The following is a 19,486-nucleotide window of genomic DNA, read 5'->3' on the forward strand; positions in this document are numbered from 1 at the left end:
CGGAAGCCCCCACAAGGGCACCCTCGTGCGGCGGTTAGGCTGACCCCGTGAAGGTCCTTGTCATCGGTGGCGGCGCCCGCGAACACGCCCTGTGCCGCTCCCTGTCCCTCGACCCCGACGTCACCGCCCTGTACTGCGCTCCCGGGAACGCGGGGATCGCGGAGGTGGCGGAGCTGCACGCGGTCGACGCTCTCGACGGCACCGCCGTGGCCGCGCTGGCCACGGAGCTCGGCGCCGAACTGGTGATCGTGGGCCCGGAGGCCCCGCTGGTCGCCGGTGTCGCCGACGCCGTGCGCGCGGCGGGCATCCCCTGCTTCGGCCCCTCCGGGGAGGCCGCGCAGCTGGAGGGCTCCAAGGCGTTCGCGAAGGACGTGATGGCGGGTGCCGGCGTCCCCACGGCACGCTCGTACGTCTGCGCGACGCCGGAGGAGGTCGAGGAGGCGCTCGACGCGTTCGGAGCGCCGTACGTCGTGAAGGACGACGGACTGGCCGCCGGCAAGGGCGTCGTCGTGACCGACGACCTCGACGCGGCGCGCGCGCACGCCAACGCCTGCGACCGCGTCGTCATCGAAGAGTTCCTCGACGGCCCCGAGGTCTCCCTCTTCGCGATCACCGACGGCACGACCGTCGTCCCGCTCCAGCCCGCCCAGGACTTCAAGCGCGCGCTGGACGGCGACGAAGGCCCGAACACCGGCGGCATGGGCGCGTACTCGCCGCTGCCCTGGGCGGACCCGAAGCTCGTCGAGGAGGTCATGGAGACCGTTCTCCAGCCGACCGTCGACGAACTGCGCCGGCGCGGCACGCCGTTCTCCGGCCTGCTGTACGCCGGTCTGGCGATCACCAGTCGTGGCGTGCGGGTCATCGAGTTCAACGCCCGCTTCGGCGACCCCGAGACCCAGGTCGTTCTCGCCCGTCTGAAGACCCCGCTCGCCGGTGTCCTGCTGGCGTCCGCGAACGGCACCCTCGCCGATCTCGAACCGCTGCGCTGGAGCGAGAAGGCGTCGGTCACCGTGGTCGTGGCCTCGCACAACTACCCGGACACCCCGCGCACCGGCGACCCGATCACCGGGCTCGACGACGTGGCCGCCGAGGACGCCCCGAACGCGTACGTCCTGCACGCCGGCACCCGGCACGAGGGCGGGGCGGTGGTGAGCGCGGGCGGTCGCGTGCTGTCCGTCACGGCGATCGGATCGGACCTCACCGAGGCCCGCGAGCGCGCCTACACGGCGGTCGCCCGCATCGGCCTCGAGGGTGCGCAGCACCGCACGGACATCGCCGCGAAGGCGGCGGCGGAGGCGTAGCCCCAGGTCCCCATAGCATCACAGGGCCCCGGATTCCGTACGGAATCCGGGGCCCTGTCGTGCGGGAACCGGCCACTTCCACCTGCGGGTTTCTGTACGGAACCGGGGGCCTGATCATGGCCCACCGTCATCCACCTTTCCCCAGAGCCATTCCATCGGGTGACCGATGCCCCAACCAGCTGACTAGGGCCGAGGCCCCAACTAGGGTGCGGCGAAAGCATTCCGGCACTTGGCCCACCGGCATTGCGATGTCGGTGGCGGGTGCCACAGTGGGGGAGTGAGCAACGCCAGGGCATCCGTCGGCACCGGCAGTGGAATGGCCGGGGCCCGGCGGACAACAGGGGGTGACGTCCGGTCGTGACCGGTATGGGTATGGGTGTGGAGGCGGGCGCGCAGACCGCGCGCTCCCGGGCTCTCGCTGTGCTGCGCATCCGCAGCAGGGCGCTGGCCGTCGCCCTGCTGCCCGCGGCCGCGGCCGTCGTGCTGCTCGTCGGTGGCTCCACCGGCCGCATCACCGGTGAGCCCTGGGGGACCGCGCGGTGGATCGTGACGGTCGTCGCCGTCGTCGTCCTTCTGGCGGCGGCGGGCATCGCGCTCGTCGTGGCCCGCGCCCGGCCCGCGATGAGCCCCACGGTCCCCGTCTCGGAGGCTTCGGCCCCAGATCTCTACCGGATGGTCCGTGACCTGGCCGACCGTCTCGACGTACCGGCCCCCTCGGAGATAGCGCTCACCCCGGACTGCGACAGCTGGCTGGAGGACCGCACCCACCGGGCCCACGGCCGGTCCTCGTCGGGCAGCGGGGACGCTTCGGACCGCGCTGACGGCGGGCGGGGCGGCCTGGGAGTGCCCGGACTGACGAACCGCGTCCGCCGAGCCCCCGTCGCCCCCGTCCTCGTCATCGGCTCCCCCTTCCTGTGGTGGATGCGGGTCGGCGAGCTGCGGGCGGTCCTCGCCCCGGTCGTCGCCGGTACGGGCCCGTCGGCGCACCCGGACATAGCCGCGGCCCGCCGTTTCGTACGGGGCCTGGACGCGGCCGTGGCCGTGTCCTCGGCACCCGGCCGTGGCCCGCTGTCCCGCACGGTCCTGGCCGGTGTGGGCTGGGTGACCCGTCTTCTGCTGCGCAGCTGCCGGGGTCATGCCGCCGAGATGGAGCGGGGTGTGGCGTCCGCGGCGGCCGAGCGCGCACAGGCTGTGGACTACGGCGTGCGGATCGTCGCCCAGGAACAGGTGGGTCTGGCGTACGCGGGCTGGGACCGGCTGCTGACCCGTGTCGCGCTGCCCGCCTGGCGCATGGGCCGCTGGCCCTCCCGGCTGGACGTGGGCGTCGTCGCGGCGCTGACCGAGCTGTCCCGCCGCGACCGTCTGGCCGAGGGCTTCGCCTCCCGCCTCGGCGAACGCCCCGCCTGCGACCTGCTCGAAGAGCCCGGCACCGTGGACGAGGCGGCTTCGCTGCTCGCCGCGCGCCTGTTTCACGGCGGTCCCGCCGAGGCCGGCCCCGACTGGGCGCCGGTCGACTGGCAGGACTACCCGGACGAGGTCGTCGACCGCAAGTGGCGTACGGACGCGGCCCGCCTCCACCGTGTCCTGGACGCGCTCGGCGTCCGGCACCCCGCCGACCCCGCGCTGCCCGAGGCGGACGGCCCGACGCTGGCCCGGGTGATGGACCATCTGACCGCGCCGACGGAGCACCTGTCCGCACCGGCGGACGACAGGCTCGCCCCGGCCCCGGCTCCCGGCCCGGATGCCGCCCTCGCCGAGCACCGCACGGAGGCGTACGGCGAGATGGGCATCGCCGAGAGCGACGACCCGGACCTCGCCGTGGGGAACGAACGGTCGGCCGCCCTCGCGGCCCGGCTCACCGCGGAACTGGCCCGCGAGGAGGCGTCCGCCCCGGCGCCGCATCCGCCCGCCGGGGGCGCCGAGCAGCAGGGCCCCGACCACGCTCTCTGGGACGACGGGACGCTTCCGCTGTTCCCCCTCCAACCGCCCCGGACCGGTCGCGAGTTGCTGGCCGACCACGTCACGGCGATGGTCTGCTGCGCGGCGATGGACACCGCCGGGGCGACCCCCGGACTCGACTGGCTGGACGGCCCGTCCCTCCTCGTCGCGGGGGAACGGGCCGCCGACCTCGGCCCCCGGGTCCTCACCCTGATAGAGACCGGTGATCCAGCTCCCCTGCGGGACTGGCTCCGTCACCTCGGCGTCCGCCCGGAGAAACCGGTCCGCCTGGTCTGACGCCCTTCCGGCGGCCGCCCCACGCTGTTCGCCGCTGCCTCCGCCCCGGCGGAGGCAGCCGTTCCACTCACGTCAATTCGCGACGAACGGTGACGGACTGCGTGCGTAATGTGATGTGCTGGGACCGATCGCGCACGGTGCAAGGGCTTACCAGAACGACGGGGGCACCAGGGAGGGGAGCAGCCATGGGATCGGAGCAGATCCGCCGCTGGGAGTCGGGAGCACTCGCGCACGCCGTCACGGATCCCTTCGGCCAGGGCCCCGTTCCCTGGCTCCGCGGCAGTGAGACCTATTTCGACGACACCGGCCATGTCGTCCCCTGGTACCTGGACACCGACGCGGCCCAGCCGCCGCACCCGGCGACCGGCGCGTCCAGGATCCCGGGCCCGCGCGCCACCTCCGGCACCCGCGCGCGCTCCGGCACCGGAGGCCCCCGCTCCGCGGACGACGTCCACCGCCAGATCAAGGGCTTCACCACCACGGGTGCCGCCGCTCCCGGCGAGTCCATCGACTTCCATGTCACCGTGGACCCGCCGCAGGAGTTCAGCGTCGACATCTACCGCATCGGCCACTACGGCGGGGACGGTGCCAGCAAGATCACCACGAGCCCCCGTCTCTCCGGCATCGTCCAGCCACCGCCGCTCACGGCCGACCGCACCGTCTCCTGCCATCACTGGTGGCTGTCCTGGCGCCTCCAGATCCCGTCCTACTGGAGCGTCGGCGCCTATGTCGCCGTCCTCACCACCGCCGACGGCTACCGCTCGCACGTCCCCTTCACCGTCCGCAATCACCAGACGGCCGACCTGCTCCTGCTGCTCCCGGACATCACCTGGCAGGCGTACAACCTGTATCCGGAGGACGGCCACACCGGCGCCAGCCTCTACCACGCCTGGGACGAGAACGGCCGTCTGCTCGGCGAAGCCGACGCCGCGACGACCGTCTCCTTCGACCGCCCGTACGCGGGCGCGGGTCTCCCCCTCCATGTGGGCCACGCCTACGACTTCATCCGCTGGGCGGAGCGTTACGGCTACGACCTCGCGTACGCCGACGCCCGCGACCTGCACGCCGGCCGCGTCGACCCCACCCGCTACCGCGGCCTGGTCTTCCCGGGCCACGACGAGTACTGGTCGCCGCAGATGCGCCGCACCACGGAACTCGCCCGCGAGCACGGCACCTCGCTCGTCTTCCTCTCCGCCAACACCATGTACTGGCAGGTGGAGTTGGGACCGTCCCCCTCGGGCGTCGCCGACCGGCTGCTGACCTGCCGGAAGCGCCGGGGTCCGGGCAGGCCCGCCCTGTGGCGCGAGATCGACCGTCCGGAGCAGCAGCTCATCGGCATCCAGTACGCGGGACGGGTTCCCGAGCCGCACCCCCTGATCGTCCGCAACGCCGACCACTGGCTGTGGGAAGCGACCGGCGCGCACGAGGGCGACGAAGTGGAGGGCATGGTCGCCGGCGAGGCGGACCGTTACTTCCCGCGCACCCCACTGCCGGAGCACCAGGGCCGGATCCTGCTCGCGCACTCCCCGTACCCGGACAGCGAGGGCACACCCCGGCATCAGGAGACCTCGCTCTACCGGGCCCCGTCCGGCGCCCTGGTCTTCGCGTCCGGAACGTTCGCGTGGTCCCCGGCCCTCGATCGCCCCGGACACGTGGATCCGCGGATCCAGCGGGCGACCGCCAATCTCCTCGACCGCATCTGCAAACACGACTGAGGAAGCTCCGCCGGGAGTTCCGCGACACACCGGTACCGCGGGCACCCGGGCCCGCTCGCCACGCCCCCTGTCCAAACGTGCTCGCCCCGTACGGGAGAATCGAGCTATTCAGACAGAACCACGGGGAGGAACCGTGTCCGGATTCGTCGAAAAGCCCGAGCCCCTTCAGGTGCCGGGTCTGGTACATCTGCACACCGGCAAGGTGCGCGACCTGTACCAGAACGAGGCGGGCGACCTCGTGATGGTCGCCAGCGACCGCATCTCCGCCTACGACTGGGTTCTCCCCACCGAGATCCCCGACAAGGGCCGCACACTCACCCAGCTCTCCCTGTGGTGGTTCGACCAGCTCTCCGAACTGGCGCCCAACCACGTGCTGAGTACCGAACTCCCGCCGGGCGCCCCCGCCGACTGGGCCGGCCGCACCCTGATCTGCAAGTCCCTGCGGATGACCCCGGTCGAGTGCGTCGCCCGCGGCTACCTGACCGGCTCGGGCCTCGTCGAGTACAACGAGACCCGCACCGTCTGCGGCCTCGCGCTGCCCGAGGGTCTCGTCGACGGCTCGGAACTCCCCGCGCCGATCTTCACCCCCGCCACCAAGGCCGCGGTCGGCGAACACGACGAGAACGTCTCGTACGAGGAGGTCGCCCGTCAGGTCGGCGCCGACACCGCCGCCGAACTGCGCCAGGCGACCCTCGCCATCTACAGCCGCGCCCGCGACATCGCCCGCGAGCGGGGCATCATCCTCGCGGACACGAAGTTCGAGTTCGGCTACGAGGGCGAGACCCTCGTCCTCGCCGACGAGGTGCTGACCCCCGACTCCTCGCGCTTCTGGCCCGCCGACGTGTGGGAGCCGGGCCACGCGCAGCCGTCCTTCGACAAGCAGTACGTCCGCGACTGGCTGACCTCGGCGGAGTCCGGCTGGGACCGAAAGAGCGAGCAGCCGCCGCCCGCCCTGCCCGAGCACGTCGTGGAAGCCACCCGCGCCAAGTACATCGAGGCCTACGAGCGACTGACGGGCATCCGCTGGTCCTGACCTCGTCCCGGGCCCGGCCACCCGCCGGGCCCGGCAGCCACCCGCGCCGGGCAGCCCGAAGGGTTTCCCACGTTTCCGCCCCGGTCGGCAGACACGAAGAAGCCCCCCGACCTGAGGCCGGGGGGCTTCTTCTCCTGAGCGGACGACCAGGTTCGAACTGGCGACCTCAACCTTGGCAAGGTTGCGCTCTACCAACTGAGCTACGTCCGCATGCGCCGTGGCGCGACAGCCACTATACCCAACCTCGCTCCCGTGCGAGACGCACCGCCGCGTGCCGGTTCTCCGCCCCCAGCTTGGAGGCGGCCGACGACAGATAGTTCCGCACGGTCCCCTGCGAGAGAGCGGCCCGCTCCGCGATCTCCGCCACGGGCGCCCCGTCGGCGGCCAATTCGAGCACCTCGGCCTCGCGCGCGGTCAGCGGCGAGTCCCCGGCGGAGATCGCGTCGGCGGCCAACTCCGGGTCCACATAACGGTTTCCCGCGTGCACTGTACGGATGATCTCCGCAAGCCGCTGCGCACTGACCGTCTTGGGGACGAACCCCCGTACTCCCGCCGCAAGCGCCCGCTTCAGATGCCCGGGCCGTCCGTGACTCGTCACGATCAGTACTTGGCAGTCCGGCAGTTCGGCCCGCAGAGATGTGGCCACGCTCACACCGTCCGCCCCCGGCATCTGAAGATCCAGGACGGCGACATCGGGCACATGTGCCCGCGCCATCGCCAGAGCCTCCGGCCCGGTCGCCGCCTCGGCCACCACGACCAGGTCGTCCTCCAGCCCGAGCAGCGCGGCCAGGGCTCCCCGGATCAGATGCTCGTCGTCGGCGAGCAGCAGCCGCACGGGCGGTACGGGCGTCGAAGCGCCCGGGGACACGGCCGTCATGGGGTGGCCTCCCTCACCTGGTGCGGAACGGACGGGAGGGACGGCGGTTCTCCGTCGGGGGCGGGCGACAGCGGTACGTCCGCCGTCAGCCGGAACACCCCACCGCTCGCGCCGGCCCGCAGCACTCCGTCCACCTCCCCCAGTCGCTCCCGCAGTCCCACGAGTCCGGAGCCTCTCCCCGGTCCGGAGCCCCCGTCCGGGCCGGGGCCCGGCTCCGTCCCGTCCGGCGCCCCGTCGTTCTCGACGGTGAGTGTCACCCGCTCCTCCGTCACCCGCAGGGCCAGCGCGCAGCTTCTGGCGTCCCCGTGCCGCAGCACATTCGTGGTCGCCTCCCGGACGACCCAGCCGAGCGCCGACTGCACCTGTGCGGGCAGGTCCGCGGCCGTGCCGGTGATGACGCAGTCGATGCCCGCCGCGGTCAGCACGCCCTGCGCTCCGGCCAGTTCGGTGGTCAGGTCGGCATCGCGGTATCCCCGTACGACCTCACGCACCTCCCGCTGGGACTCCCGCGCGATCCGCTGCACCTCGGTCATCTGGTCCACGGCCTCGGAGCGCCCCCGCCTGGCCAGCTGCACGGCGAGCTCGCTCTTGAGGGCGATCACCGCGAGGTTGCGGCCCATCACGTCGTGCAGATCGCGGCCGAAGCGCAGCCGCTCCTCGGCGACGGCGAGCCGGGCGCGGGTCTCGCGGGCCTCGTCGAGTTCGTAGACGGCGTTGAGCAGCCAGACGGAGAAGGCGGCGGTGAAGGTGAGGAATCCGGCGGTGAGCAGGACCAGGACGGCGGTGATCAGTGCGGCGGGGCCCGCGAAGCCGAGGGGCAGGGAGAGCGTGCCGGCACCCGCGGACGCGCCGAGCACGGCGTACGCCATCCGGCGTCTGTCGCGTGTCCCGAGCGCGAACGTGCCCGTGCCGAACGCCGTGACACCGACGAACAGGGAGGAGGCGACCAGGAACTCGCCGTCGCTCGCGGGGCGCCAGGGGGTGCCCGAGAGGACGACCCCCACGACGGCCACCACGGCGGTGCCCACGGCGAGCGCGAGCAGCGTCCGCCTGATCTCCTCCCTGGTGCCGCGTGCCCGGTCCAGCGCCCGCGAGGCGGTCACCGCGCAGAGCACGGAGTGTCCGCACACCAGCAGGAAGAGGGCCCAGGACCGTGCCGTCGACACGTTCCCGAAGATCGGCAGCCCGATCGAGGCGGCCTCGAGCACGGCGAAGAAGTGGAACGACCACCGCGTGTACGTCTCGACCTTCGCCGGTGTGCTCTTGCCCCGCCACCAGCCCGCCGGTCTGGTCATGCCCGCCCCCGCGTCCGTGGTCACCGCCGCGGCTCCCAGCGGAACCACCGTCGTACAGCAAACACCGCGATCACGGTCCAGGCCACCGCGGTGACGACGGCACCCACGGTGTTGTGGGCGGAGAGGTGCCCGGTCCAGCCGCCGCGGATCAGGGTGATCACCGGGGTGAGGGGCAGCAGTTCGCAGAAGGAGGCCATGCCGTCGGGCAGCATCTCCAGGGGGATGAAGGTCCCCGAGCCGACCAGCGACACCAGGGTCAGGGGCGTGGCCGCGACCTGGGCGCCCTCGATGCTCCTGCTGAAGCCGGCGGTGACGGCCGCGAGCGCGGGCCAGGTGACGAGCGCCAACAGCAGCCCCAGCAGGACGAGATGGGGTGCCCTGGGCGCTCCGACGCCGAGCGTCACCTGGTAGGCGACGGCCAGGATCAGGCACTGGGCGAGACCGATCGCCACCGAGGGCAGCGCGGCGCCCGCGAGGATCTCCGTGTCCCGCAGTTCACCGGTGCGCAGCCGCTTGAGGACGAGTTCTTCCCGGCGGGCCGCGTACACGGTCACCAGCGAGCTGTAGACGGCGAAGAGGAGCGCGAAGCCGATGGAGGAGGGGAGCAGGATCGCGCCGACGGTGAGTCCGGTGCCCTTCAGGTTCATCTGGTCGACGGTCGAGCGGAGCGTGAACGGCAAGGCCAGCGGTACGAACACCGCTGCGGCCAGGGTCGCCTTGGTGCGGCCGAGCAGCGTCAGCTCGGCGCGTGCCAGCGCGATCGTCCGCCCCGCGGTCGTGGTCCCGGCCGTGCCGGTCCCGGTCGTGACTGCCGTTCCCGTCATGCCGCTGTCCCCCTGTTCCGGGCGCCCGCGATCGGCCCCGTCGTCCTCGCGCCGGGTGGCCCCGCCGTCGCTGTCCGCTCCGCGCCCCGCGCGGCCGCGTCGCGCGCGATCCGCAGGAACGCCTCCTCCAGGGAGGCCGGGCGCACATCGAGCCCCCGCAGCTCGACCCGCGCCCGCTCGGCCCACACCAGCAGGGCGGTCGCCGTCCGTTGCAGCTCGTTCGTGCGCAGCTTGATCACACGGCCCGCCGTCTCATGGCCGCTCACCCCGAGTCCGGGCAGCGGGGGAAGATCGCCGGGGAGGTAGCCGTCGGGCAGTTCGAAGGAGATGCGCGACGGCTGGGAGGCGGTGACCTCGGCCGGGGTGCCGATGGCCGCGACGTGTCCTTCGTGGAGGATCGCCAGCCGGTCGGCGAGTTCCTCAGCCTCTTCCAGATAGTGGGTGGTCAGCAGGACCGTGGTCCCGCCGTCGCGCAGCTCGCGCACCAACTCCCAGGTGCTCCGGCGGCCTTCCGCGTCGAGCCCGGTCGTCGGCTCGTCGAGGAAGAGGACCTCGGGGCGGCCGAGCAGCGCGAGCGCCAGGTCCAGGCGCCGCTTCTCACCCCCGGACAACTGCTTCACGCGTACGTCGGACCGGTGCGCGAGGCCGACCAGCTCCAGCGCCTCTCCGGTGGGCCGGGCTCCGCTGGTGCACGCCGCCCACATGCGGATGGTCTCCGCGACCGTCAGCTCGGAGGGGAAGCCGCCTTCCTGGAGCATCACGCCGATGCGGGGCCGTACGGCCGCCCGGTCCGTGTAGGGATCCTGCCCGAGGACCCGTACGCGTCCGCCGGCCGGGGGAGCGAGACCCTCGATCAGCTCGACGGTGGATGTCTTTCCCGCGCCGTTGGTACCGAGGAGAGCGAAGAGCTCACCGCGGCCCACGGAGAAGGTGACTCCGCGCACCGCCTCGAAATCGCTTCCGTCGCCCCCGTACACGCGCCGCAGATCAGTGACCTCAATCACGTCATCGTGCTCGTTCGTGTTCATGAAATCAGCGTCCCGGCGGACGGGTTCCGGCAGCAGTGCGCGGTGTCATCACTCCGCATGACAAATGTCAGACGGCACCCTGCGCGAGCGGACGGCGATACGCGGGAGGAGCGGGCGGCGGTACGCGGGAGGACGTGGATAGCGGGCGGACATCCGCGCCCGGACGAAGATCCCGGTCCACGTGAACACGAGAAAGACCCCGGTCGACTGACCGGGGCCTTTGCTTACTGGAGCGGACGACGAGGCTCGAACTCGCGACCTCAACCTTGGCAAGGTTGCGCTCTACCAACTGAGCTACGTCCGCATTGCCTCCGACCGGCTTTCACCGATCGGCGCGAGCACCACCCTACCTGATCCACAAGAGCGGTAGGTAAGGGATGCAGAGCGGGTGACAGGAATTGCACACTGCGCCTTCCCCCTGGAAGGGGGATGTTCTGCTACTGAACTACACCCGCACGACCCTGGGGTTCCGGCTTTTCGGCCTGGCCCCTCGGCGTGTTCCAGACTCTAGCTGATCTGCGGGGGGTCAGCGCAAGTCGGTTCTTCCGGGGTCCGGTGGAGGGGTCGGTGGGCACCCCGCGAGGGGGTGCCGGCTCAGTGCGCCTCGGCGAACGCCTCGTAGACCTTCTTGGGGATCCGGCCGCGCGGCGGCACGTCCATCTTGTTGGAGCGGGCCCAGGCGCGGACCGCGGCCGGGTCGGGCGTCAGCGCGGTGTGCGTGTACGCCTTCCCGGACTTCGACTGCTTGCGGCCGGCCTCGAGGTAGGGCTCGAGCGCCTTACGCAGTTTCTTGGCATTGGCTGGATTGAGGTCGATCTCGTACGACTTGCCGTCGAGTCCGAAGGCGATCGTCTCCGCCGCTTCCGAGCCGTCGATGTCGTCAAAGAGAGTGACCACGACACGCTGCGCCACGAATATCGGTCCCTTCGTGCGACACCTCTGCGATCAACGGGCATGACGTGCACGGACGTCACGGAGTTGTCGGGGAGATGTCGACTGTCCGGCTGTTATTGAGCAAAGTATCGGCTATTGCCAATTCCTTTGTACAGTGCCCGGCATTGCATTGTGAAGCCCGACTAAATCCCTCCGCGTGTCCGAAGGCAATGGGGTCCTGCCGTTCTTCTGCGGTTTTTCCCAGGATTTTCCGTGCGTGCCCCCGCGCCGATGCGGGATCGTGATCGGGGTCACGTAGGATTCTACGAATCTACGCGAGTAGAAATTTTGTGCGGGTAGTCTGAAGGGACCTGCTCAGCACCACACACCGGGAGTGCCAGTGGCACGCGTCGTAGTCGACGTCATGCTCAAGCCGGAGATCCTCGACCCCCAGGGCCAGGCGGTGCAGCGTGCACTGCCGCGCCTCGGTTTCGAAGGTGTCTCCGACGTCCGTCAGGGAAAGCGATTCGAACTGGAAGTGGACGGACCGGTGGACGACGCCGCGCTCGCCCGCATCCATGAACTGGCGGAATCCTTCCTCGCCAACACCGTGATCGAGGACTTCACCGTCAAGGTCGAGGAAGTCGCGGAGGCCGGAAAGTGACCGCTCGTATTGGAGTCGTCACCTTTCCGGGCAGCCTCGACGACCGCGACACGCAGCGCGCGATCAAGCTGGCCGGTGCCGAACCCGTCGCTCTCTGGCACAAGGACAAGGACCTCAAGCAGGTCGACGCCGTGGTGCTGCCCGGCGGTTTCTCGTACGGCGACTATCTGCGGGCCGGCGCCATCTCGCGCTTCTCGCCGGTGATGGAGACCGTCATCGAGCAGGCGAAGTCCGGAATGCCGGTTCTCGGCATCTGCAACGGCTTCCAGGTCCTCACCGAGGCCCACCTCCTCCCCGGAGCGATGCTCGGCAACAACCACCTCCACTTCATCTGCCGCGACCAGAAGCTGCGGGTGGAGAACGCGGGGACCGCCTGGACCGCCGACTACACGGCCGGCCAGGAGATCTACATCCCGCTGAAGAACATGGACGGCCGGTACGTCGCCGACGAGCACACGCTCGACATGCTGGAGGCCGAAGGCCGGGTCGCGTTCCGTTACGTGGACGTCAACCCGAACGGCTCGCTGCGCGACATCGCCGGCATCACGAACGAGGCGGGCAACGTCGTCGGTCTGATGCCGCACCCGGAGCACGCCGTCGAGCCGCTCGTCGGCTCCGGCCGCACCGACGGCCTCCCCTTCTTCACCTCGATCCTCAAGAAGCTGGTCAACGCATGAGCCGCACGCCTCTGGACACGGTCGAGAACGCGGCCGCGACCCCCGACGTCGAGCTGCCCTGGGCCGAACTGGGCCTGAAGAAGGACGAGTACGAGCGCGTCGTCGAGATCCTCGGCCGCCGGCCCACCGGCGCCGAGCTCGCCATGTACTCCGTCATGTGGTCCGAGCACTGCTCCTACAAGTCCTCGAAGGTCCACCTTCGCCAGTTCGGCGAGAAGGCCCCGCAGTCCGACGCGCTGCTCGTCGGCATCGGCGAGAACGCCGGTGTCGTCGACGTCGGCCAGGGCTACGCGGTGACCTTCAAGGTCGAGTCGCACAACCACCCGTCGTACGTCGAGCCCTACCAGGGCGCGGCCACCGGCGTCGGCGGCATCGTGCGCGACATCATCGCGATGGGCGCCCGTCCGGTCGCGGTCGTCGACCCGCTGCGCTTCGGCGCGGCCGACCACCCCGACACCAAGCGCGTTCTGCCGGGCGTCGTCGCGGGCATCGGCGGCTACGGCAACTGCCTGGGCCTGCCGAACATCGGCGGCGAGGTCGTCTTCGACGCCTGCTACCAGGGCAACCCGCTGGTCAACGCCGGTGCCATCGGCGTCATGCGGCACGAGGACATCCACCTCGCGAAGGCGTCCGGCACCGGCAACAAGGTCATCCTGTACGGGGCCCGCACGGGCGGCGACGGCATCGGCGGCGCGTCGATCCTCGCCTCGGAGACCTTCGACGACGCCAAGCCGTCGAAGCGTCCCGCCGTCCAGGTCGGCGACCCCTTCCAGGAGAAGCTCCTCATCGAGTGCACCCTGGAGGCCTTCGCCGAGAAGCTGGTCGTCGGCATCCAGGACCTCGGCGCGGCCGGTCTGTCCTGCGCCACCAGCGAGCTGGCGTCCAACGGCTCCGGCGGCATGCGCGTCACCCTGGACGACGTACCGCTGCGCGACTCCACGCTCTCGCCCGAGGAGATCCTCATGAGCGAGTCGCAGGAACGCATGTGCGCGGTCGTCGAGCCGGCGAAGGTCGACCGCTTCCTGGAGATCTGCGACAAGTGGGACGTCATCGCCACCGTCATCGGTGAGGTCACCGACGGCGACCGCCTGGAGATCTTCTGGCACGGCGGCAAGATCGTCGACGTCGACCCGCGCACGGTCGCGCACGACGGTCCGGTCTACGAGCGCCCCTACGCCCGCCCGTCCTGGCAGGACGCCCTCCAGGCCGACGACGCGAACAAGCTGCCCCGCCCGGAGACGAGCGAGGAGCTGAAGGACCAGGTCCTGAAGCTGGTGTCCTCCCCGAACCAGGCCTCCAAGTCCTGGATCACCTCCCAGTACGACCACTTCGTGCAGGGCAACACGGTGCTGGCGCAGCCCGAGGACTCGGGCATGATCCGCATCGACGAGGAGACCGGGCTCGGCGTCGCCATCGCGACCGACGGCAACGGCCGCTACGCCAAGCTCGACCCGTACACGGGCGCGCAGCTGGCCCTCGCCGAGGCGTACCGGAACGTCGCCACCACCGGCGCCAAGCCGCTCGCCGTGTCCGACTGCCTGAACTTCGGCTCGCCCGAGGACCCGGCCGTCATGTGGCAGTTCGCCGAGGCGATCCGTGGACTGGCCGACGCCTGTCAGCAGCTGGGCACCCCGGTGACCGGCGGCAACGTCTCGCTGTACAACCAGACCGGCGAGGTCGCCATCCACCCGACTCCGGTCGTGGCCGTGCTGGGCGTGATCGACGACGTCGCCCGCCGCACCCCGGTCGCCTTCCAGGAAGAGGGCCAGCTGCTCTACCTGCTCGGCGACACCCGCGAGGAGTTCGGCGGCTCGGCCTGGTCGCAGGTCGTCCACGACCACCTCGGCGGTCTGCCGCCGAAGGTCGACCTGGAGCGTGAGCGGCTGCTCGGCGAGATCCTGATCTCGGCCTCCCGCGACGGCATGATCGACTCCGCGCACGACCTGTCCGACGGCGGTCTGATCCAGGCCGTGGTCGAGTCGGCGCTGCAGGGCGGCAAGGGCGCACGGCTGATCGTGCCCGACGGCCTCGACGCGTTCACCTTCCTCTTCTCGGAGTCGGCGGGCCGCGCGGTCGTCGCCGTCCCGCGCTCGGAGGAGCTCCGCTTCAACGACATGTGCGGTGCCCGGGGTCTGCCCGTCACCCGTATCGGTGTCGTCGACGGCACCGAGTCCGACGCGACCGCGGTGGTCGACGTCCAGGGCGAGTTCGTGCTCTCCCTGGCCGAGCTGCGCACGGCCCACGAGGGGACGATCCCGGCGCTGCTGGCGTAACCCGTTGGTGTGCACGAAGGCCCCGTCCGGGTTCCGGGCGGGGCCTTCGCCTGTCCCGGCGCTTTCGCCTGTCCCGACGGTCCGAACCCCGCTCCGAGCGGCAGGCCAGGAGGCCCGGAGACGAAAATGCCGACGCCCGGCCGTTCCCCGGTTCTAGGGTGAGGATCATGCCCCCGGCCAAGAAGCGCGCCCGTACGTACGACTCCGCCAAGATCCGCGCCGCGGTCCTCGCGCAGTTCGGGAACGTACGGGAAGGTGTCCGCGCCCTGAGCGAGGAGCAGTTGGCGCTCCCCACGCACCTCGGCGCGTGGACCGTGCGGGAGCTGGCCGCACACGTCACCATGGCCGTCGAGACCGTGAGCCGGAACCTCGACCGGCCGGAGCCCGCCACCAGGGAACTCGCGCTGCTCGACTGGCCGTTCGCCACCGCCGCGCGGGCCGGGGACATCGCCGACGACAGCCGTGACCTCGCGGAGCGGAACCCGGACCTCGACGCCCTGTACGCCCGGACCGGGCAGCGGATCACCGAGCGCCTGGCCACGGCCCCGGACGGACGGCTCCTCGCCACGCGCACCGGTGTCATGACCCTCGCCGACTACCTGGTCACCCGGACCGTCGAACTCGTCGTCCACACCGACGACCTGAACCGCGCGGTGCCGGGCCCCGACATCCCGTACGACCGCCAGGCCCTCGCCGCCTGCACCCGCCTGCTCGCCGACGCGATCGCCGTGAAGGCGCCCGGCGCGTCGACGGAGGTCAGGGTCCCGCCGTACGCCGTCGTGCAGTGCGTGGAAGGGCCCCGGCACACCCGTGGCACCCCGCCGAACGTCGTCGAGACGGACCCGCTGACCTGGATCCGGCTCGCGACGGGACGTACGGGGTGGAAGGCGGCGCTGGACGACGCGAAGGTCAGTGCGAGCGGAGAGCGCGCCGACCTGGGCGGACTGCTCCCCCTGATGGGCTGAACCCCCGGGCAGGCTCCCCGAGCCCACCCGGGCGGCCGAGGGCGGGCGCGGCGGAGAGTCCGGGCCCGAAGGGAACCGACACCCCCACCCCTCCCGTCACATCGGCATGGACAAGCAGCGAACGACCCTCAGTGTCCTGACCCTGCTTCCCCTTGCCGTGGCGTGCGGCAGTCAGACGGCGGGGAGCGGCTCCGCCCGGACCGAACCGGCACCGGTGACCGGGGTCCACTGGACGGTCGACAGCCTCACCGTGGACGGAAGGACCGCGCGGGCACCGTCCGGCGCGTATCTGAAGATCGGGGAGGACGGTCGCGTCAGCGGCAACCTCGGCTGCAACGGGTTCGGTTCGAAGGCCACCCTCAAGGGTGACCGTGTCGAGTTCGGCGAGATCCGGACGACCGACATGGGCTGCGAGAAGGGCCCGATGAGCTTCGAGCGGAGCCTGAGCCGCACGTTCGCGGACGCGAGCGCGTTCACGACGAAGGCCGACGGCGACCGGCTGACGCTCACCGCCGACAGCGGCGACCGGGTCGGCCTCACCAAGGAGCCGGACGTGCCCCTGCGGGGGACGAAGTGGACGGTCACGGCACTCGGTGACAAGAACGTGGCCCAGTCGCTCCCGAAGGGCACCGAGGCGTACTTCGTCCTCGGCGAGAACGGCACCTTCGACGGCCGGCTCGGCTGCAACCACGCGTCCGCCCAGGCCACCGTGAGCGACGGACATATCACCCTCGGCCCGGTCAGGACCACCCGCATGATGTGCCAAGGCTCACTCATGAGGACCGAGAAGTCGCTGCTGAAGGCCTTCGACGGCAAGGTCACCTACGAGTTGGATCATCGTGGCATCACGCTGACCAGCGAAAACGGCACTGTCGTCAGTGCGGTGGCCGACGAGTGATCCATTGGGGCGCCGAATCCCCAATTCGGACCAGTGGTCGATCTCGCCTACACTCGGTGCCGTGCCACGTGGTGACGGTCGACTCAATCATGATCTGCTCCCCGGTGAGAAAGGCCCCCAGGACGCTTGTGGCGTCTTCGGTGTCTGGGCTCCGGGCGAAGAGGTCGCCAAGCTCACTTACTTCGGGCTCTACGCCCTCCAGCATCGGGGTCAGGAATCCGCGGGAATCGCGGTCAGCAACGGCTCCCAGATCCTCGTCTTCAAGGACATGGGCCTCGTGTCCCAGGTCTTCGACGAGACCTCGCTCGGTTCGCTCCAGGGTCATATCGCGGTCGGTCACGCCCGCTACTCGACCACCGGTGCCTCCGTGTGGGAGAACGCCCAGCCGACGTTCCGTGCCACCGCGCACGGTTCCATCGCGCTCGGTCACAACGGCAACCTCGTCAATACGGCGCAGCTCGCCGAGATGGTCGCCGAGCTGCCTAAGCAGGAAGGCCGCACCACTCGTGTGGCGGCCACCAACGACACCGACCTGCTCACCGCGCTCCTCGCGGCCCAGGTCGACGATGACGGCAAGCCGCTGACCATCGAAGAGGCCTCCACAAAGGTCCTCCCGCAGGTCATGGGCGCCTTCAGCCTCGTCTTCATGAACGAGCACACCCTCTACGCCGCCCGTGACCCGCAGGGCATCCGCCCGCTGGTCCTCGGCCGCCTGGAGCGCGGCTGGGTGGTGGCCTCCGAGTCCGCCGCCCTCGACATCTGCGGCGCCAGCTATGTGCGCGAGATCGAGCCGGGCGAGTTCGTCGCCATCGACGAGAACGGTCTGCGGAGCTCGCGATTCGCGGAAGCGAAGCCCAAGGGCTGCATCTTCGAGTACGTCTATCTGGCCCGCCCCGACACGGACATCGCCGGTCGGAACGTGTACCTCTCGCGCGTCGAGATGGGCCGCAAACTCGCCAAGGAAGCCCCTGTGGAGGCCGACCTGGTGATAGCGACCCCGGAGTCCGGGACGCCCGCCGCGATCGGTTACGCGGAAGCCTCCGGCATCCCCTTCGGTGCCGGCCTGGTCAAGAACGCTTATGTCGGCCGGACCTTCATCCAGCCCTCGCAGACGATCCGCCAGCTCGGTATCCGTCTGAAGCTGAATCCGCTCAAGGAAGTCATCAAGGGCAAGCGCCTGGTCGTCGTCGACGACTCGATCGTGCGCGGCAACACCCAGCGCGCCCTGGTCCGGATGCTTCGTGAGGCGGGTGCCGCCGAGGTCCACATCCGGATCTCCTCGCCGCCCGTGAAGTGGCCCTGCTTCTTCGGCATCGACTTCGCGACCCGCGCCGAGCTGATCGCGAACGGCATGACCATCGAGGAGATCGGCACCTCGCTCGGCGCCGACTCCCTCTCGTACATCTCCATCGACGGGATGATCGAGGCCACCACGATCGACAAGCCGAACCTGTGCCGCGCCTGCTTCGACGGCGAGTACCCGATGGACCTTCCGGACCCCGAACTGCTCGGCAAGCAGCTCCTGGAGACCGAGCTGGCCGCGGGTCCCGCAGCCACGGCCGCGGCTGACGCCATCCGTCGCCCGTAGCGCCGCAGAGCCCCGTTTCACCAACCCGAAAGATCCCAGGCAATGTCTGAGACCAGTGCTTCCGGTGCGTCCTACGCGGCTGCCGGAGTCGACATCGAGGCGGGCGACCGCGCCGTAGAGCTGATGAAGGAGTGGGTGAAGAAGACGCAGCGCCCCGAGGTCCTCGGTGGCCTCGGCGGCTTCGCCGGCCTCTTCGACGCCTCCGCCCTCAAGCGTTTCGAGCGTCCGCTGCTTGCCTCCGCCACGGACGGTGTGGGCACCAAGGTGGACATCGCCCGCCAGCTGGGCGTGTACGACACGATCGGCCACGACCTCGTCGCGATGGTCATGGACGACATCGTGGTGTGCGGGGCCGAGCCGCTCTTCATGACCGACTACATCTGCGTGGGCAAGGTCCACCCGGAGCGTGTGGCGGCCATCGTGAAGGGCATCGCCGAGGGCTGTGTCCTCGCGGGCTGCGCCCTGGTGGGCGGCGAGACGGCCGAGCACCCCGGTCTGCTGGGTCCGGACGACTTCGACGTCGCGGGCGCCGGTACGGGCGTGGTCGAGGCCGACGAGCTGCTCGGCCCGGATCGCATCCGTAAGGGTGACGCGGTGATCGCCATGGCGGCCTCCGGTCTTCACTCGAACGGGTACTCGCTCGTCCGGCACGTCCTCTTCGACCGGGCGAACCTGAGCCTGGAACGGCACATCGAGGAGTTCGGCCGCACGCTCGGCGAAGAGCTCCTGGAGCCGACCAAGATCTACTCGCTGGACTGCCTGACGCTGACGAAGACCACCGCGGTGCACGCGTTCAGCCACATCACCGGCGGCGGTCTCGCGGCCAACCTGGCCCGTGTCATCCCGGACGGCCTGCACGCCGTGGTCGACCGCGAGACCTGGACCCCGGCACCGGTGTTCGACCTCGTCGGCAGGACGGGCGGCGTCGAGCGCCTGGAGCTGGAGAAGACGCTGAACATGGGCGTCGGCATGATGGCGATCGTCCCCGAGGAGTCGGCCGAGGTCGCCCTCGCCACCCTCGCGGACCGCGGAGTGGACGCCTGGATCGCCGGTGAGATCACCGAGCGCGGCGACCACGCGACGGGCGCGGCGCTCATCGGCGACTACGCGGGCTGAAGCCCCCGAGGCAGCACGAAACCCGGTCCGGTGGTGAAACCCCGGACCGGGTGAGGTGCAGTCGCTACGAGAAATACGCCAGGCGAGATCTACCAGAAACCCACGGCAGGAGATCCGCTACGAA

General features: G+C 70.7%; 16 protein-coding genes and 3 tRNA genes. 11 read left to right on the forward strand and 8 right to left on the reverse strand.

Annotation, left to right across the window (positions count from 1 at the left end; all coding sequences use genetic code 11):
* The first annotated feature begins 47 nt into the window (after positions 1-47).
* The 4 genes from purD (at position 48) to OOK38_RS14285 (ending at position 6,284) form a co-directional block, all read left to right on the forward strand.
* The gene (gene purD / locus OOK38_RS14270) at positions 48-1,301 is read left to right on the forward strand and encodes a phosphoribosylamine--glycine ligase (RefSeq protein WP_266760339.1); all 1,254 of its coding nucleotides are present in this window, start codon (positions 48-50) and stop codon (positions 1,299-1,301) included.
* A gap of 366 nt (positions 1,302-1,667) precedes the next feature.
* Positions 1,668-3,536 carry a hypothetical protein gene (locus tag OOK38_RS14275; RefSeq protein WP_266849341.1) on the forward strand — a complete coding sequence of 623 codons (1,869 nt, stop codon included), beginning with the start codon at positions 1,668-1,670 and terminating at the stop codon, positions 3,534-3,536.
* 185 nt (positions 3,537-3,721) lie between these two features.
* Positions 3,722-5,251 (forward strand): N,N-dimethylformamidase beta subunit family domain-containing protein, encoded by a 1,530-nt coding sequence (locus OOK38_RS14280; RefSeq protein WP_266760337.1) that lies wholly within the window; start codon positions 3,722-3,724, stop codon positions 5,249-5,251.
* A 133-nt stretch (positions 5,252-5,384) separates the two neighbouring features.
* Positions 5,385-6,284, forward strand: a complete 900-nt coding sequence (locus OOK38_RS14285) for a phosphoribosylaminoimidazolesuccinocarboxamide synthase (protein ID WP_266760335.1) — start codon at positions 5,385-5,387, stop codon at positions 6,282-6,284.
* Between the two features lie 137 nt (positions 6,285-6,421).
* Here OOK38_RS14285 and OOK38_RS14290 read toward each other — a convergent pair.
* The 8 genes from OOK38_RS14290 to OOK38_RS14325 form a co-directional block, all read right to left on the reverse strand.
* Positions 6,422-6,494, reverse strand: a tRNA-Gly gene (locus OOK38_RS14290).
* 22 nt (positions 6,495-6,516) lie between these two features.
* Positions 6,517-7,161 (reverse strand): response regulator transcription factor, encoded by a 645-nt coding sequence (locus tag OOK38_RS14295; protein WP_266760333.1) that lies wholly within the window; start codon positions 7,159-7,161, stop codon positions 6,517-6,519.
* Positions 7,158-8,456, reverse strand: a complete 1,299-nt coding sequence (locus tag OOK38_RS14300; protein WP_266765755.1) for a sensor histidine kinase — start codon at positions 8,454-8,456, stop codon at positions 7,158-7,160. The genes OOK38_RS14295 and OOK38_RS14300 overlap by 4 nt, the downstream gene beginning before the upstream one ends.
* Before the next feature lie 20 nt (positions 8,457-8,476).
* Positions 8,477-9,280 (reverse strand): ABC transporter permease, encoded by an 804-nt coding sequence (locus OOK38_RS14305; protein WP_266760332.1) that lies wholly within the window; start codon positions 9,278-9,280, stop codon positions 8,477-8,479.
* Entirely contained in the window at positions 9,277-10,308 is a 1,032-nt protein-coding gene (locus tag OOK38_RS14310; protein ID WP_266760330.1) for an ABC transporter ATP-binding protein, read from the reverse strand. Before OOK38_RS14310 ends, OOK38_RS14305 begins: the two co-directional genes overlap by 4 nt.
* 228 nt (positions 10,309-10,536) lie before the next feature.
* Positions 10,537-10,612 (reverse strand) — tRNA-Gly (locus OOK38_RS14315).
* A 79-nt stretch (positions 10,613-10,691) separates the two neighbouring features.
* Positions 10,692-10,763: transfer RNA gene (locus OOK38_RS14320), tRNA-Gly, on the reverse strand.
* 139 nt (positions 10,764-10,902) lie between these two features.
* Positions 10,903-11,220, reverse strand: coding sequence for an Lsr2 family protein (locus OOK38_RS14325; protein ID WP_266760328.1), 318 nt, complete (start codon positions 11,218-11,220; stop codon positions 10,903-10,905).
* Positions 11,221-11,581: 361 nt separating this feature from the next.
* On the opposite strand from OOK38_RS14325, the gene purS reads away from it, so the two are divergent.
* The 7 genes from purS to purM all read left to right on the forward strand — a co-directional run bounded on the left by purS (position 11,582) and on the right by purM (position 19,362).
* Positions 11,582-11,845: a phosphoribosylformylglycinamidine synthase subunit PurS gene (gene purS, locus OOK38_RS14330; protein WP_005482678.1), complete on the forward strand. Its 264-nt coding sequence runs from the start codon at positions 11,582-11,584 to the stop codon at positions 11,843-11,845.
* Positions 11,842-12,522 (forward strand): phosphoribosylformylglycinamidine synthase subunit PurQ, encoded by a 681-nt coding sequence (purQ, locus tag OOK38_RS14335; RefSeq protein ID WP_266760327.1) that lies wholly within the window; start codon positions 11,842-11,844, stop codon positions 12,520-12,522. Before purS ends, purQ begins: the two co-directional genes overlap by 4 nt.
* Positions 12,519-14,795, forward strand: a complete 2,277-nt coding sequence (purL, locus tag OOK38_RS14340) for a phosphoribosylformylglycinamidine synthase subunit PurL (protein WP_266760326.1) — start codon at positions 12,519-12,521, stop codon at positions 14,793-14,795. Before purQ ends, purL begins: the two co-directional genes overlap by 4 nt.
* A 167-nt stretch (positions 14,796-14,962) precedes the next feature.
* Positions 14,963-15,760, forward strand: a complete 798-nt coding sequence (locus OOK38_RS14345; protein WP_266760324.1) for a maleylpyruvate isomerase family mycothiol-dependent enzyme — start codon at positions 14,963-14,965, stop codon at positions 15,758-15,760.
* A gap of 106 nt (positions 15,761-15,866) precedes the next feature.
* Positions 15,867-16,658 (forward strand): META domain-containing protein, encoded by a 792-nt coding sequence (locus tag OOK38_RS14350; RefSeq protein ID WP_266760322.1) that lies wholly within the window; start codon positions 15,867-15,869, stop codon positions 16,656-16,658.
* Between the two features lie 61 nt (positions 16,659-16,719).
* Positions 16,720-18,246 (forward strand): amidophosphoribosyltransferase, encoded by a 1,527-nt coding sequence (gene purF, locus OOK38_RS14355; RefSeq protein WP_266760320.1) that lies wholly within the window; start codon positions 16,720-16,722, stop codon positions 18,244-18,246.
* Between the two features lie 42 nt (positions 18,247-18,288).
* The gene (purM, locus tag OOK38_RS14360; RefSeq protein ID WP_266760319.1) at positions 18,289-19,362 is read left to right on the forward strand and encodes a phosphoribosylformylglycinamidine cyclo-ligase; all 1,074 of its coding nucleotides are present in this window, start codon (positions 18,289-18,291) and stop codon (positions 19,360-19,362) included.
* Positions 19,363-19,486: the final 124 nt, after the last annotated feature.

This window comes from Streptomyces sp. NBC_00568 (assembly GCF_026341855.1).
In the GTDB taxonomy this organism is placed as follows: Bacteria; Actinomycetota; Actinomycetes; order Streptomycetales; family Streptomycetaceae; genus Streptomyces.